Here is a 13,258-nt window from a genome sequence, read left to right as displayed (position 1 = left end):
AGGTTCGTCAGGGAGTTGGCCTGGTGCTGCGAGAGAGGATTGAACTCTCGACCTCTCCCTTACCAAGGGAGTGCTCTACCACTGAGCTACCGCAGCGTCCGGCGGGCGCCCGCAGGGGGGCGGCTCGTCGCGGGGCCTTGTGCCATAGCGGCCGGGGGGGCGCAAGCTTTACCCCCGACTTCACCGCGCGCGACGGCGATTGCGCCGGTGTCGCGGGGCGCGGCGGTCCGATCAGGGGAGTTGAGCCGCCCGGCCGGGGCGCCGCCGTCCACGGTTGAGTGACCCGGCTCGGGTCGATGGGTTGGCAGGGGCCGGGTGGCGTCGCATAAGTCCGCCCAGACGATCAGGCGCGGAGAGGCGGACGGTGGGCGGACGGGTGACGGGCGGCGGCGAGGAAGCGCGCAAGCGGCGCCTGGCGGCTGCGCTGCGCGAGAACCTCAAGCGTCGCAAGGCGCAGTCGCGCGGCCGTGCCAGTGGCGACGGCGGAGAGCCCGCCTCCGGTCCGGCCGGTTCCGTCTCCGCGCGAACGGACGCCGCCGACCGGAGCGTCGACGGGCTGCTCACCGCGACCGCGGGCGCAGGCATACCGTCCGACGATCTCCCCTTCGACGACGTCCCGCCCGACCACGTTACGTTCGACGACCTCCCGTCCGACGAGTCCGCCGACACCGACCCTGCACCCGACATCACCTGGCGCGTCTGCCTTGTCGCGGCCGAACTCGAGGCGGAGCGCATCGCGGCGCTCGTCGAGCGCGCCGTCGAGGCCGACGGCTGGCCGGTGACGCGCTACGAACTGCCACCCGCGGCCGGTGGGCCGGCAGGGCCGGTCACGGCTGGTCTTGGGGCGAGCGGTTCCGCGCCGAGCGGACGGCCACCGGCGGCGGAGCGCTCCGTGGCGGTGGAGGCCGGCGCCGGCGCGCCGGCGTTCGCGGCGCGGCTCGTGCGCGACGAGGAGTGGCCGTGGGCCGTCGAGGTGCTGGTGTTCGGCGGCACCGCGGCTGAGGCGCGGGCGCGCATCCTCGATGCCGTCGGCGGCGACGGTTTCGGATCCTTGATCACCGTCGAGCCGCTCGGCGACGAGGACTGGGTGGCGAAAAGCCTCGAGGGCCTGCCGCCGGTGCGCGAGGGGCGCTTCCTCGTGCGCGGCCGGCATGCGCGCGGCGGCGAGCCGGCGGGCATCGTGACGATCGACATCGAGGCGGGCCTCGCCTTCGGCACCGGCCATCACGCGACCACCGTCGGCTGCCTCGCCGCCATCGAGCGGGTGCTGCGGCGCGGGCGACCGCGGCGGGCGCTCGACCTCGGCACCGGCACCGGCGTGCTGGCGATCGCCATCGCCCGGCTCGCCAAGGTGGCGGTGGTGGCGAGCGACATCGATCCGGTGGCGGTGAGGGTGGCGGCGGCCAATGCGCGCGCGAACGGCGCCGGCCCGTTCGTCCGGCCGTTCGTGGCGACCGGGATGGCCGACCGGCGGCTTTCCGCCGGCGGCTTCGATCTCGTGGTGGCGAACATCCTGGCGCGGCCGCTCGAGCGGCTGGCGCCGGCGATCGGACGGGCGCTCGCGCCGCGCGCCACCGTCATTCTTTCGGGCCTGCGTGTGCCCGACGGGCGCCGCGTCGAGGCGGCCTACCGCCGCCGGGGCCTCGTGCTCACCCGCCGCGATGCCCGCGACGGCTGGCTGACGCTCACCTTCGAGCGCGGCTGAGCGGCGGCGGGGCACCCGGCGTCGTCAGGCGCGCCCGGTGGGGTGCGCCCGCAGCGTTCGTCGAGGCTCAGAGCGGGGCGCGGGCGACGGCGCCGACACGGCGCAGCGCGGCGCGGTCGTGGCCGAGCTCGGCGAGCGTCTGGTCGTCGAGCGTCAGCAGGTAGCCGTTGACGACGCGCTGCGCCTCGCGCGTGCGGGCCTCGATCAGCCGGTCGAGGGCGCGCGAGAACAGGCCCTTGCGGGCGGAGCGGGTGGTCCCGATCGACAGGTCGGGAGAAGCGGAAACATAGGCCATCGGTTGGTTCCTCGTGCGGCGGGGGGACCGCGTCGGGTGTGATATCGGGGTGGCGGTGCGGCCCGGTCAGGCCGGTCCGTGCAGGGCGGCCATGCGCCGGCCGCGGGCCCGGCCCTCGACCGTCGCGGCCGCGGAAGGTCCGGCGCCGCGAACGTTCAGCGCGCGTTGCCGCGGAGCGTCTGGCGGGTCACGGCGATGTCGTACTCCGCCAGCAGGCGGCGACGATCGGCCGGGCACGTCAGCGCCAGCACTTCGGCGAGAGCGCGGATCTCCGCTGCCGCGGCGCGGCGGGCGGCGAAGGCGCTGCGGGCCTGGTTGATCAGGCTTGTGATGATTCCGATCCGGGCGCCGGGGAGGGGAGCCGCGAGACCGGAGGACGAGACATTGGCCATGAACGATTTCCTTCCGTTCGGTCTGTCGTCGTCCTCCCTAGACCAGGCGAACCTAGGCACCGGCGCCGCGTCGCGGTAGCGGTCCGGCCGCATGCCGGCCCTGCGCATTTTGCATGTGCACACTGAAATGGTGCGGCGCGGCATAAACCCGATCTTAACCCCGCCGCCGGCGCGCCCCGTTGCGGGCCGACCGCCGCGCCACTAGAAACGCCGGATGTTCCAGAGCTTCGACGACGCGTCCGAACCCGCCGCCGGCCCCGCCCGGCTCGCCCGCCTGCGCGCCCGGCTCGCGGCCGAAGGCCTCGACGGCTTCCTCGTGCCGCGCGCGGACGAGCACCAGGGCGAGTACGTGCCGAAGGCGGCCGAGCGGCTCGCCTGGCTCACCGGCTTCACCGGGTCCGCCGGCACCTGCGTGGTGCTCGGCGACGAGGCCGCCGTCTTCGTCGACGGGCGCTACACGCTCCAGGTGCGCGAGCAGACCGACGGCCGCGCCTTCGAGCGCTGCCACCTCGTCGACATGCCGCCCTCGAAGTGGCTCGCCGGCCGGCTGAAGCCGGGCCAGCGCCTCGGCTACGACCCGATGCTGCACACGGTGGCGCAGGTGCGGCGGCTGGAGAAGGTGTGCAGCGAGGCCGGGGCGGAGTTCGTCGCCGTGGCGGAGAACCCGGTCGATGCGGTGTGGGACGGCCGGCCGGACCTGCCGGTCGGCGCCGTCCAGTTGCAGCCGGGTGACCTCGCCGGCGCCTCTGCGGCCGAGAAGATCGCCCGCCTCGACGCGGCGCTCGCGAAGGCCGGCGTGGACGCTGCGGTGCTGACGCAGCCGGATTCGATCGCCTGGCTGTTCAACGTGCGCGGCAGCGACGTCGCCCACAACCCGGTGCCGCTCGCCTTCGCCATCCTGCGCAAGGGCGCGCCACCGCAGCTCTTCATTGACGGCCGCAAGCTGTCGAATGCCGTCCGCTCGGCGGTGGCTGACGTCGCCGAGATCGCCGAGCCGTCGGGACTGACGCCGGCGCTGGCGGCGCTCGGCGCGAAGGCGGCACGCGTCCTCGTCGACCCGGAGCTCACCGCCGACGCCATCGCCCGCCGCATCACCGCGTCCGGCGGAACGATCGTCGAGGGCCAGGACCCGGTGCTGCTGCCGAAGGCGGTGAAGAACGCCGCCGAGATCGCCGGCACGCGCCGTGCCCATCTGCGCGACGGGGCGGCGGTGACGCGCTTCCTGCACTGGCTGGAGAAGACGGCGCCCGCGGGCCACCTCGACGAGATCGCGGTCGCCGAGGCGCTGGAGCGCTTCCGCGCCGAGACCGGGGCGCTGAAGGACATCTCCTTCGACACCATCTCCGGCGCCGGCGCCCACGCGGCGCTGCCGCACTACCGGGTGACGCGCGCCTCCAGCGCACCGTTGAAGCCGGGCGAGATCTATCTGATCGATTCCGGTGGCCAGTACGAGGACGGCACCACCGACATCACCCGCACGGTGATCGTCGGCGAGCCGACGGCGGAGATGCGCGACCGCTTCACCCGCGTCCTCGCCGGCATGATCGCGATCTCGACCGCCCGCTTCCCGGTCGGCACCAGCGGCGCCCAGCTCGATCCGTTCGCGCGGATGGCGCTTTGGAAGGCGGGGCTCGACTTCGACCACGGCACGGGCCACGGCGTCGGCGTCTATCTCTCGGTGCACGAGGGGCCGCAGCGGATCTCCAAGCTCGGCACGACGCCGTTCGAAGCGGGGATGATCCTCTCCAACGAGCCCGGCTACTACAAGGCGGGCGAATACGGCATCCGCATCGAAAACCTCTTGCTCGTCACGCCCGCCGAACCGCTCGCCGGCGGTGAGCGGCCGATGCACGGCTTCGAGACCCTGACCTTCGCCCCGATCGACCGCCGCCTGATCGAGCCGGCGCTGCTGTCGCCGGCCGACCGCGCCTGGCTCGATGGCTACCACGCCGAGGTGATGGCCCGCATCGGCCCGTTCGTCGACGACGAGACGCGGGCGTGGCTTGCGGCGGCGACCGCACCGCTCTGAGCGACGTCCAGCCGGCCGACGTGTGAGTCAGGCGCCGGAACCCGCTTCCAACTGCTGCGTTCTCCACCGTGACAACGCTCACGCACGGAGAAGTGACATGAAGGGTATCCTGCTCTGGATGATCGGCATCCCGATCCCGATCATCATCCTGATCTACCTGCTGTTCTGACGAAAGCGCGTGCTGCTTCCGGTGCAGCGGTTCGGCAGCTGCCCGGTTGCCCATGCCACACGTGGCACCAGGCAGACCGAGCCAAGTTGCTGAGATTGCGCGCCATTTAACCTGGCACGCCTTCTGCGAGTGCTTCTGCAAGTGCGGACCATCGTCCGCCATGTCGGAGGCCATCATGGGCATGATCCCCCCAGTCGCCATCGGTCGGGTCTTCGTGGGCGAGGAGCCCGACGATGAAGACATCGCCATTCTCGCCGCCAGCGGCTTCCGCTCAATCGTCTGCCTGACGCGCGACCCGAGCAGCTCTGCCACTGGTGCCGACATCCCGGACGCCACCGAAGATCGGGAAAGGGCCGCGGCCGAAGCGGCGGGGCTCGCGTTCCTTCGCCTGCCATCGCCCGGCGCGGTGACCCCGCAGATGGTGCGGGCCTTCCGGGAGATGGTGCGCGTGCTGCCGCGACCGCTCTATCTCCACTGCGGGTTCGGCCGTGACGCCGCGGCCCTGGCGCTCGTCGCCGAGGCGGAGCAGGTGCCGGATCCGACCGTGGTCATCGACACGCTCGCGGCGCGCGGCATTCCCCTGCCGCCGAGGCTCGTGGCCGACGTTGCGACGTTGCGGGCTGAGACCGCCTGGACCGAGCGCGAGCGCCGCGCCGTTCCTGCTGTTCCGGCCTCCGGCTGGGCGCGTGCCCCGAAAACGCGGCCCTGGGGCGGCGAATTTTCCGCCGCGAGGGCTCCTCACGCATCACAGCGTCTCGCCTTCAGCGCTTTTACACGATAAAAACACTCGTCTTTATCGTGAAAGGAGTCGCCCGTGCGAGAGGCCTATCACCGGCACGCGTACGTGCCGCCGAACCCGTCGCCGCGCGTCCTGTCGCTCGATGCGACCGGCGGCCGCGTCCACCCGCAGACGGTGCGCGCCACCGCGATGGTGTTCGAGGATCCCGTTTCGCGGGACCTCGAAGCCCAGCTCGCGCGCCTCGCGCCGAGTGACGCCAGCGTCCTCGTCGTCGGCGAGACGGGGACGGGCAAGGAACTGGTGGCACGGCAGATCCACCAGCTCTCCGCGCGCCGGACCGGCCCGTTCGTTGCGGTGAACTGCGGTGCGCTCGCCGACGGCCTCGTCGACGCCGAGCTGTTCGGCCACGAGAAGGGTGCCTTCACCGGCGCACTGCGCACGCAGCCCGGGTGGTTCGAGGCGGCGAACGGCGGCACGCTGCTGCTCGACGAGGTGGGCGACCTGCCGCTTCCGATGCAGGTGAAGCTGCTGCGCGTCCTGCAGGAGCGCGAGGTCGTGCGGGTCGGCGCCCGCACCCCTATCCCGGTCGATGTCCGCGTCGTCTCCGCCACCAATGTCGACCTCGACGGCGCCGTGGCGAGCGGCCGCTTCCGCGAGGACCTCTTGTTCCGCCTCAACGTCGCGACCGTGACGCTGCCACCTTTGCGGGCACGAACCGGCGACATTCGCCCGCTCGCCGCGCACTTCCTCGACCTCTACCGGCGTCGCCTCGGCCGCCCGGAGCTCTCCTTCGCGCCGGCAGCGCTCACAGCCCTCACCGGCTACGGCTGGCCGGGCAACATCCGCGAGCTCGAGAATGTCGTCCACAACGCCGTGCTCCTCGCCCGCGGGCCGCGCATCGAGGCCGACGAGCTCAGGCTGACGCGCTCGCTGCGGCCGGTCGCAGACGCCCCGGCCGGTCTCGAGGACGCCCTGCGGGCGCTGTTCGAGCGGGCGCTGGTGGACGGCGAGCCGGAGCTGTTCGACCGCGTCACCCGGCTTCTGGTGCGCTCCGCCTTCGATCTGTCGCAGGCAAACCAGGTGCGGGCCGCCGAACGCCTCGGCCTCAGCCGCAACGCCTTCCGCACGCAGCTCGCCCATCTCGGCGTCATCCCGCCGCGTCGGCGGCGCAATGGTGAGGCGGTTGCCGGCGAGGTCGGAGACGCGCCCTGTCCGGCACCTTCCGGCTGAGCCGGGCGCGCTCGCCCCCGTCATCCCCCTCAGGTCCGACGCGCCCCGCGACCGGCGCGGCGCGGACCAGCCGGAGGCCGCGCGACCGGCTCCGGGCAGCCCGACGCGATTCGGCCCGCAACTTGCTTATCCGGATGAGGGACAGGCACCAGCTTTTCCGCCGGCGCCGGGCAACCCATCGCCTCCCGCGGCGTTTTCACGTCCGCGTGATCGGTCGAGTGAGGAGTTGCACGCCATGTTCGATGCCTACGTCGTCGAGATCGAAGAGACCGCCGCCGGAATCCTCATCCGCTCGGGCCGCGCCTTCGTCTTCCACGCCGTCGAGAACATGTTCTCCGCCCTGGAAGGCGTGACCTTCCCGAGCGCCGCGGCAGCCGAACTCGCGGCTCGGCGCCTGATGCGAGGCCGGAAGCGGGCGATTGCCGAATAGAATTACGTATCAGCGTTGCTACTTGGCTCTGCGTGCCGAATCCCTAGCTTTTCTCTTGCCCGTCCCACCTATATGGCCAGCTGGCCTAGGCTCAGTTTTGACTAGAGAGTGAAGCTTCTCTACCATTTCGTGCGAAACTCCGGACGGGGACCGTTGCGGACGCGGGAGGGTAGCAAGTGATAGAAAACTCGCAAGGGATGCCGCGCTATTTGGATGGCTTTGATCCCCTCAGTGAGAATATGCAGGACGACTTGGAGGATAGAAGCATATTCCAGGAAGCGACAAAGAGAATTGTATCAAACATTTTAAAGAGTTACACGAACTACTTCGATGTATTTTCTGAGTTGATTCAGAATGGGCTGGATGCAATTGATGCCCGCGTTAAGGCAGGTCAGCCAGATACCGGCCACATCTCAGTAAATATAAACTGCATTGAGAATACGATCAATGTCGTCGACAACGGAATAGGGATGGATGCAAGGGAGCTGAGATATTGCTTTCGGCCATCCGTAAGCTTCAAAAATAGGCGTGAGTCACGCGGCCACAAGGGGGTGGGGGCGACATTTCTAGCGTACGGGTTTTCAAGTATTAGCGTTGCAACAAAGAAGGGCGGCACTAAGCACGCTATCAAATTGAGTGGTGGGAGAGCCTGGGCGGAGGAAATCGGCCATACTCATTCTCGTCCTAGATTTGTTGAAATAGATGGAGATGATCCCGAGTTAGATGGCCTGGCGTCCGGTACCTCTATAACGATTCATATTGGAAATGGAAATCGGCCAGATTTGACATGGTGGAATGCCACTTCAGCTTATCAGTGGCTTGAGATGTTGAAAATAAGGACGCCGCTTGGAGGTGTCTACCTGGCCGGAGCGCCGGCACCTAAGACACGCGCAACTGTCTCTGTTGTCGATCGTGCTGGTCAGAGGACTGTGATTGAAAGCGAAAATGTGGAGTACCCCTGGCCCCACGAGATTGGGGGTTCGATATTGCCTAAGGTTAAATCTGTCGACGAGGTCGCCCGTCACGTAAGGGCTAGTGATGGCGATTCAAGCAGAATTGCCGCAGAATTCAAGAATTTGTCAGCCATGTACGAGATTTGGACAAAAGATAATCTGCTTGACGAGTCGGATCCATCCTGGTCAAAGATTTTTGATGAAGCTGAAGAGAGGTTAATTAGACTGCATGACGTTGCGATATATGGATGCTTTGCATCCTCAGCCAAGTCATGGACTCAGTACCAGGCAGAAGTACTGAAGATTCGCAGGAGTCCCCTTCTTTTGAGGGGTGGAATGCAGATAGCTAGCGATTTCATGGTCCAGGGCGATCTGAATGTAATTCCGCTGACGTCAACAATTGGATATCAGGCGAATACGCACATCCTCATCCACTTTCGAGATGGAAATCCAGATATGGGTAGGAAGGTATTTCAGCCAGAGATTAAGGCTTTGGCTGAGAAAACTAGTAGACAGGCGGTTAATATATTTAAGCGCTACATACACCTGATGCGTGAGGATTCTGGCTCTCCACCCGCAGTTGATGAGACTGATTTATTTGAGTGGAAGCTGATGCAAAAGAAGCATGTTGAAGAGAATCCGTTGGAATTAGCGATTGCTGGAAGAAGGTTGTCCTATGCATCTACCCCTCGTAGTGAGCAGGATGTCGTGGCGATTTTTCATGAACTGGTTGGAATGGAGATTATAAGAGGATTTGACTTTATTTCAACGTCGCAGTATGATCGATACGATAGCTGTTTTCGAACTTATTACATTGATGATGAAAGGTTTAGATTCTCACCTTCTATTAATCCGCTTGGAGTAGCTAGGGCAAATATAGCGGGCAAGCTCTCAATGCCGAATGTTCTAGAGTACAAGTTTAATCTTGATGGTCTAATAGCGGATTTTGAGAAGGAGGAGAAATTTGACACGGATGTTCAGTTGGTTGTGTGTTGGGAAATCGGTAAAGCTTATGAATCGCGATATAACCTTTCTAGCCGACTAGTAGGAGAGGAAGGTTCGTCACGGCGCTATTTTGGTAGTACTCATGCGCTTTGGTACGAAAGACAAATGAAATTCGAGATAATTTGCTTGTCCGACTTAATTCAATTTTTGCGGGACCCAGAGGTCGTAATCGTCAATCATCAGGCGATCGGTACAAGACGGTAGAAGAATGGAGACGTGACGTGACGGGACGGCTGGCGGGAAAGAGGGCGGTGGTGACGGCGGCGGGGCAGGGGATTGGCCGGGCGACGGCGCTGGCGTTTGCGCGTGAAGGTGCGCGCGTCCTCGCCACCGACATCGACGAGGAGGCGCTGGCGGCGCTGAAGAAAGATAATCCCGCTCTCGCCGTCGGCCATCTCGACGTGCTCGATGGCGATGCGATCACGGCCTTCGCCGAGGAGGTGGGAGCGGTCGACGTGCTCGCCAACATCGCCGGCTTCGTCCACCACGGCTCCATCCTCGACTGCGAGGAAGAGGATTTCGACTTCTCCATGGAGCTCAACGTGCGCTCCATGTACCGGATGACGCGGGCCTTCCTGCCGGCGATGCTGGCCGCCGGCGGCGGCTCGATCGTCCAGATGGCCTCGGTGGTGGGCAGCGTGAAGGGCTTCCCCAACCGCTTTGCCTACGGCGTCACCAAGGCGGCGGTGGTGGGCCTGACGAAGTCGGTCGCCGCCGATTTCGTCGGCCGCGGCATCCGCTGCAACGCCATCTGCCCGGGCACCGTCGAGACGCCGTCCTGGCACGGCCGTGTCGCGGCGGCGGCCGACGCCGAGGCGGCGCGCAAGGCCTTCATCGCCCGCCAGCCGATCGGCCGCATCGGCAAGGCCGAGGAAGTGGCGGCGCTTGCCGTCTACCTCGCCTCCGACGAATCGGCCTTCACCACCGGCCAGGCGCTCGTCATCGACGGCGGCATCACGATCTGACGATGGGGCCGTCTGCGTCCGTCCTCCCGGCGCGCGGGTCGCCCGCCGCGGGAGCGTCGGGCGAGGCGACATCCGCTGCCGGGTCCGGCGGCAAGTCTGGCGGGTCAGCGGTGGCCGGCGTGACCGGCCCGCCAGCTGTCGGCGCCCCCGGCATCAATTCCTCGACCGACGGGTGGGCGGTGCCGAGCTGCTCGATCATGCCGCGGGCGATCTCGCGCTCGCCCATGATGACGGTGTTCGCGCCGAGATCGTTCAGGTACTCGACCTCGGCGTCGGAGTGGGCGCGGGCGATGATCTCGATCGCGGCGCTCGCGGTTCGCGCCTGGCCGACCACCTGGCCCGCCTCGAAGGCGTTCGGAATCGCCACGACGAGGCGGCGGGCGCCGGCGAGGTTGGCGGCCGCCAGCACGTCGGGGCTCGCGGCATTGCCGACGATCACCTCCACCGCGCTGTCGCGGATGCGCGTCACCGCCTTGTCGGCGTCCTCGATGACGAGGAAGGGCGTGCCGCCGTCCTTGAGCGCGGCGCCGACGAGGCTGCCGACCCGGCCGTAGCCGACGAGAATGGTGTGGCCGGCGAGGTCGGTCTGCAGGCGCGGCTCGTCGGAGGCGTCGTTGGCAGTCGCCTCGACCTTTCCGTCGCTTGCTGCCGACGGCACCGGCGCGGGCGGGGCGCCGGGTGCGGGCACCGGCGCGGCCGGCGCCGCCGCAGCAGGGGCGTAGCGCTCGACGCGCGGCTCGAGCCGGGGCCGCAGCCTGTCGAGGATGGCGAAGATCAGCGGATTGAGCATGATCGACAGGATGGCGCCGGCGAGAATGAGGTCGCTCGCCTCGTCCGGCAAAAGGTCGAGCCGGGTGCCGAGGCTCGCCAGGATGAAGGAGAACTCGCCGATCTGGGCGAGACTCGCGGCGATCGTCAGCGCCGTTCCCACCGGATGGCGGAACATCCGGACGATCAGGTAGGCGACGATCGACTTGCCGACGACGATGATGAACAGCGTCGCCAGCAGCGGCAGCGGATCCTGAATGACGCTGAAGGGGTCGAACAGCATCCCGACCGAGACGAAGAACAGCACCGCGAAGGCGTCACGCAGCGGCAGTGATTCCTCCGCCGCGCGGTGGCTGAGCTCGGATTCGCTCAAGACCATGCCGGCGAAGAAGGCGCCGAGCGCCAGCGAGACGCCGAACAGCTTCGCCGCGCCGAAGGCGACCCCGAGCGCGATCGCCAGCACGGCGAGGCGGAACAGCTCGCGCGAGCCGGTGTGGGCGACGTAGTGCAGCACCCACGGGATCACCCGCCGTCCGACCAGCAGCATGACGGCGACGAAGGCCGCCACCTTGGCGAGCGTCAGGCCGATCACGCCGGGAAGCCCCAGCCCGAGCCGGGCGGCGATCGGATCGGACCGGACCATCTCTTCGCCGCCGCTGATGAGGCTCGCGAGCGCCGGCAGGAGCACCAGCGCCAGCACCATCGCGAGATCCTCGACGATCAGCCAGCCGACGGCGATGCGGCCGCGCTCGGTCTCGATCAGCCGACGCTCCTGCATCGCCCTGAGCAGCACCACCGTACTCGCCACCGACAGGGCGAGGCCGAACACGAGGCTCGCCGGGACCGGCCAGCCCATCATCGTGCCGAGGCCGAAGCCCATCGCGGTGGCGGCGGCCATCTGCACGACCGCGCCGGGCACGGCGATCGCCCGCACCGACAACAGGTCCTTCAGCGAGAAGTGCAGCCCGACGCCGAACATCAGCAGGATGACGCCGATTTCGGCGAGTTCGGTGGCAAGATGCTGGTCGGCGACGAAGCCCGGCGTGAACGGCCCGACGACGACGCCGGCAACGAGGTAGCCGACCAGCGGTGACAGCCGCAGCCGCTGGGCGATCACGCCGAAGACGAACGCCAGACCAAGGCCGACGACGATGGTGGCGATCAGGGGCGTGTCGTGCGGCATGGAGCGGGCGGGGCCTCGTGGAACTGGAGGTCCGGAGAGGGGCACGGAGCCCCGGCTTGTCTATATTCATATAATATGGTTGATTACGACCACATTGGGCAAGTGCCGAGCACCATGAATCTTCGCCCCGAACAGAGCCGTGCCGCCCGTGGGCTGCTCGACTGGAGCCAGGCCGAGCTCGCCGAGCACGCCGGCGTGTCGCGCTCGACCGTGCGTGACTTCGAAGGCGGCCGGCACGAGCTGCACCGTGCCAGCGAGGCGCAGATCGTGCGGGCGCTCACCGAGGCGGGCGTGCGCCTGATTGCCGCCGACGGCGAGGGCCCCGGCGTGCGGCTGGCGCACCCGCCGGGCTGAGGGCGTCCGGCTGGACTTGCGGCGGGTCGTCGGTGCAAGGTCCGCCCGGTCCGGGCCGGGAATGCTCTCGATGTTCATCGTCTGTGGCGAAGCGCTGTTCGACCTGTTCGTCGCCGGGGAAGGCGGCGCGTCGCTGCGCTTCGACGCCCACCCTGGCGGCTCGCCCTACAACGTCGCCGTCGGCCTCGCGCGCCTCGGCGCCGAGGTGTCGCTCGTCACCGGCATCTCCATCGACTTCCTCGGTGCGAAGCTGCTGAAGCGCCTGGAGGCGGAAGGCGTCGGGACGGGCATGATCGTCCGCAAGGGCGGGCCGACGACGATCAGCCTCGTCGGCGTCGATGCCCATGGCGTGCCCGCCTACGCCTTCCACGGCCACCGCGCCGCCGACCGCTCGCTCGAGACGGCCGACCTGCCCCGCCTGCCGCTCGGCTCCCGCGTCATCCACGCCGGCTCGTTCTCGCTGGTCACCGAGCCGACCGGGACGAGCGAACTCGCGCTGGCGCGCTCGCGGTCGCCGGGCGTGGTGGTCTCCGTCGATCCGAACGTGCGGCTGTCGGTGGAGCCGGATCTCGACATCTGGCGCGCCCGCCTCGCCGAGTGGCTGGCGATCGCCGACCTCGTCAAGGTCAGCCGTGAGGATCTCGGCGTGCTCTATGGCGGTGCCGCGATGGCCGACGTCGCCGCCGGCTGGCTGAAGGGCGGCGCGAGGCTCGTCGTCGTCACCGACGGCGGCGAGGGCGCCCACGCCTTCACGTCGTCCTTGCGCACCTTCGTGCCGGCGATGCCGACGGCGGTGGTCGACACCGTCGGCGCCGGCGACACTTTCCAGGCGGCGCTCTTGTGGCGGCTCGCCGAGGAGAACGCCATGGCGCCGGCAGCGCTCGCCTCGATCGACGAGAAGACGCTCCGCCGCGTGCTGCGCTATGCGAGCGCCGCCGCGGCGATCACCTGCGGCCGCGCCGGCGCCGACCTGCCGCGCGCGGCGGAGGTCGACGAGCGGCTCAGGGAGGCCGGCGAGGCCCCCGGCGAGGTCTGAGCCGG

12 protein-coding genes and 1 tRNA gene are annotated in these 13,258 nt (G+C 68.1%); 9 read left to right on the top strand and 4 right to left on the bottom strand.

The window, feature by feature from the left end:
- Window positions 1–21: 21 nt before the first annotated feature.
- Window positions 22–96 (bottom strand) — tRNA-Thr (locus RUR49_RS01605).
- 268 nt (window positions 97–364) lie between these two features.
- Between RUR49_RS01605 and RUR49_RS01600 the strand changes: the two genes are divergently transcribed.
- Window positions 365–1,705 (top strand): 50S ribosomal protein L11 methyltransferase, encoded by a 1,341-nt coding sequence (locus RUR49_RS01600; protein WP_409144580.1) that lies wholly within the window; start codon window positions 365–367, stop codon window positions 1,703–1,705.
- Between the two features lie 67 nt (window positions 1,706–1,772).
- On the opposite strand, the gene RUR49_RS01595 is transcribed toward RUR49_RS01600, so the two are convergent.
- Together RUR49_RS01595 and RUR49_RS01590 are read right to left on the bottom strand one after the other, a co-directional pair.
- The gene (locus RUR49_RS01595; RefSeq protein WP_409144579.1) at window positions 1,773–2,000 is read right to left on the bottom strand and encodes a hypothetical protein; all 228 of its coding nucleotides are present in this window, start codon (window positions 1,998–2,000) and stop codon (window positions 1,773–1,775) included.
- A gap of 155 nt (window positions 2,001–2,155) precedes the next feature.
- Window positions 2,156–2,392: a hypothetical protein gene (locus RUR49_RS01590; RefSeq protein ID WP_409144578.1), complete on the bottom strand. Its 237-nt coding sequence runs from the start codon at window positions 2,390–2,392 to the stop codon at window positions 2,156–2,158.
- Between the two features lie 214 nt (window positions 2,393–2,606).
- Here RUR49_RS01590 and RUR49_RS01585 point away from each other — a divergent pair, with 214 nt between their 5' ends.
- From RUR49_RS01585 to RUR49_RS01560, 6 genes are all read left to right on the top strand, one after another.
- Window positions 2,607–4,421: an aminopeptidase P family protein gene (locus tag RUR49_RS01585; RefSeq protein WP_409144577.1), complete on the top strand. Its 1,815-nt coding sequence runs from the start codon at window positions 2,607–2,609 to the stop codon at window positions 4,419–4,421.
- 329 nt (window positions 4,422–4,750) lie between these two features.
- On the top strand, window positions 4,751–5,371 hold the full coding sequence (locus RUR49_RS01580) for a hypothetical protein (protein WP_409144576.1): 621 nt from the start codon (window positions 4,751–4,753) through the stop codon (window positions 5,369–5,371).
- A 33-nt stretch (window positions 5,372–5,404) separates the two neighbouring features.
- Complete coding sequence (locus RUR49_RS01575) at window positions 5,405–6,559, top strand: sigma-54 interaction domain-containing protein (protein WP_409144575.1); 1,155 nt, start codon at window positions 5,405–5,407, stop codon at window positions 6,557–6,559.
- Window positions 6,560–6,794: 235 nt separating this feature from the next.
- Window positions 6,795–6,989: a hypothetical protein gene (locus RUR49_RS01570; protein WP_409144574.1), complete on the top strand. Its 195-nt coding sequence runs from the start codon at window positions 6,795–6,797 to the stop codon at window positions 6,987–6,989.
- A gap of 176 nt (window positions 6,990–7,165) precedes the next feature.
- Entirely contained in the window at window positions 7,166–9,151 is a 1,986-nt protein-coding gene (locus RUR49_RS01565; RefSeq protein ID WP_409144573.1) for an ATP-binding protein, read from the top strand.
- A gap of 17 nt (window positions 9,152–9,168) precedes the next feature.
- Complete coding sequence (locus RUR49_RS01560; protein ID WP_409144572.1) at window positions 9,169–9,912, top strand: SDR family oxidoreductase; 744 nt, start codon at window positions 9,169–9,171, stop codon at window positions 9,910–9,912.
- On the opposite strand, the gene RUR49_RS01555 is transcribed toward RUR49_RS01560, so the two are convergent.
- Window positions 9,902–11,863, bottom strand: a complete 1,962-nt coding sequence (locus RUR49_RS01555; protein ID WP_409144571.1) for a cation:proton antiporter — start codon at window positions 11,861–11,863, stop codon at window positions 9,902–9,904. The two genes, RUR49_RS01560 and RUR49_RS01555, sit on opposite strands and share 11 nt — an antisense overlap.
- A gap of 114 nt (window positions 11,864–11,977) precedes the next feature.
- Between RUR49_RS01555 and RUR49_RS01550 the strand changes: the two genes are divergently transcribed.
- Window positions 11,978–12,217, top strand: a complete 240-nt coding sequence (locus RUR49_RS01550) for a helix-turn-helix transcriptional regulator (protein ID WP_409144570.1) — start codon at window positions 11,978–11,980, stop codon at window positions 12,215–12,217.
- 70 nt (window positions 12,218–12,287) lie between these two features.
- Window positions 12,288–13,253, top strand: a complete 966-nt coding sequence (locus RUR49_RS01545; RefSeq protein WP_409144569.1) for a carbohydrate kinase family protein — start codon at window positions 12,288–12,290, stop codon at window positions 13,251–13,253.
- Window positions 13,254–13,258: the final 5 nt, after the last annotated feature.

The organism is Pseudoxanthobacter sp. M-2, from assembly GCF_046156265.1.
Classification (GTDB): Bacteria; Pseudomonadota; Alphaproteobacteria; order Rhizobiales; family Segnochrobactraceae; genus CAMDHY01.
The sequence above is the reverse complement of the archived record's forward strand: the minus strand, read 5'-3'. Positions and strand labels throughout refer to the sequence as shown.

Excerpts from the sequence above, each read along its gene's own strand:
- RUR49_RS01595 (WP_409144579.1), bottom strand. The coding sequence starts at position 2,000 with ATGGCCTATGTTTCCGCTTCTCCCGACCTGTCGATCGGGACCACCCGC.
- RUR49_RS01570 (WP_409144574.1), top strand. The coding sequence starts at position 6,795 with ATGTTCGATGCCTACGTCGTCGAGATCGAAGAGACCGCCGCCGGAATC.
- RUR49_RS01585 (WP_409144577.1), top strand. The coding sequence starts at position 2,607 with ATGTTCCAGAGCTTCGACGACGCGTCCGAACCCGCCGCCGGCCCCGCC.
- RUR49_RS01545 (WP_409144569.1), top strand. The coding sequence starts at position 12,288 with ATGTTCATCGTCTGTGGCGAAGCGCTGTTCGACCTGTTCGTCGCCGGG.
- RUR49_RS01580 (WP_409144576.1), top strand. The coding sequence starts at position 4,751 with ATGTCGGAGGCCATCATGGGCATGATCCCCCCAGTCGCCATCGGTCGG.
- RUR49_RS01555 (WP_409144571.1), bottom strand. The coding sequence starts at position 11,863 with ATGCCGCACGACACGCCCCTGATCGCCACCATCGTCGTCGGCCTTGGT.
- RUR49_RS01550 (WP_409144570.1), top strand. The coding sequence starts at position 11,978 with ATGAATCTTCGCCCCGAACAGAGCCGTGCCGCCCGTGGGCTGCTCGAC.
- RUR49_RS01590 (WP_409144578.1), bottom strand. The coding sequence starts at position 2,392 with ATGGCCAATGTCTCGTCCTCCGGTCTCGCGGCTCCCCTCCCCGGCGCC.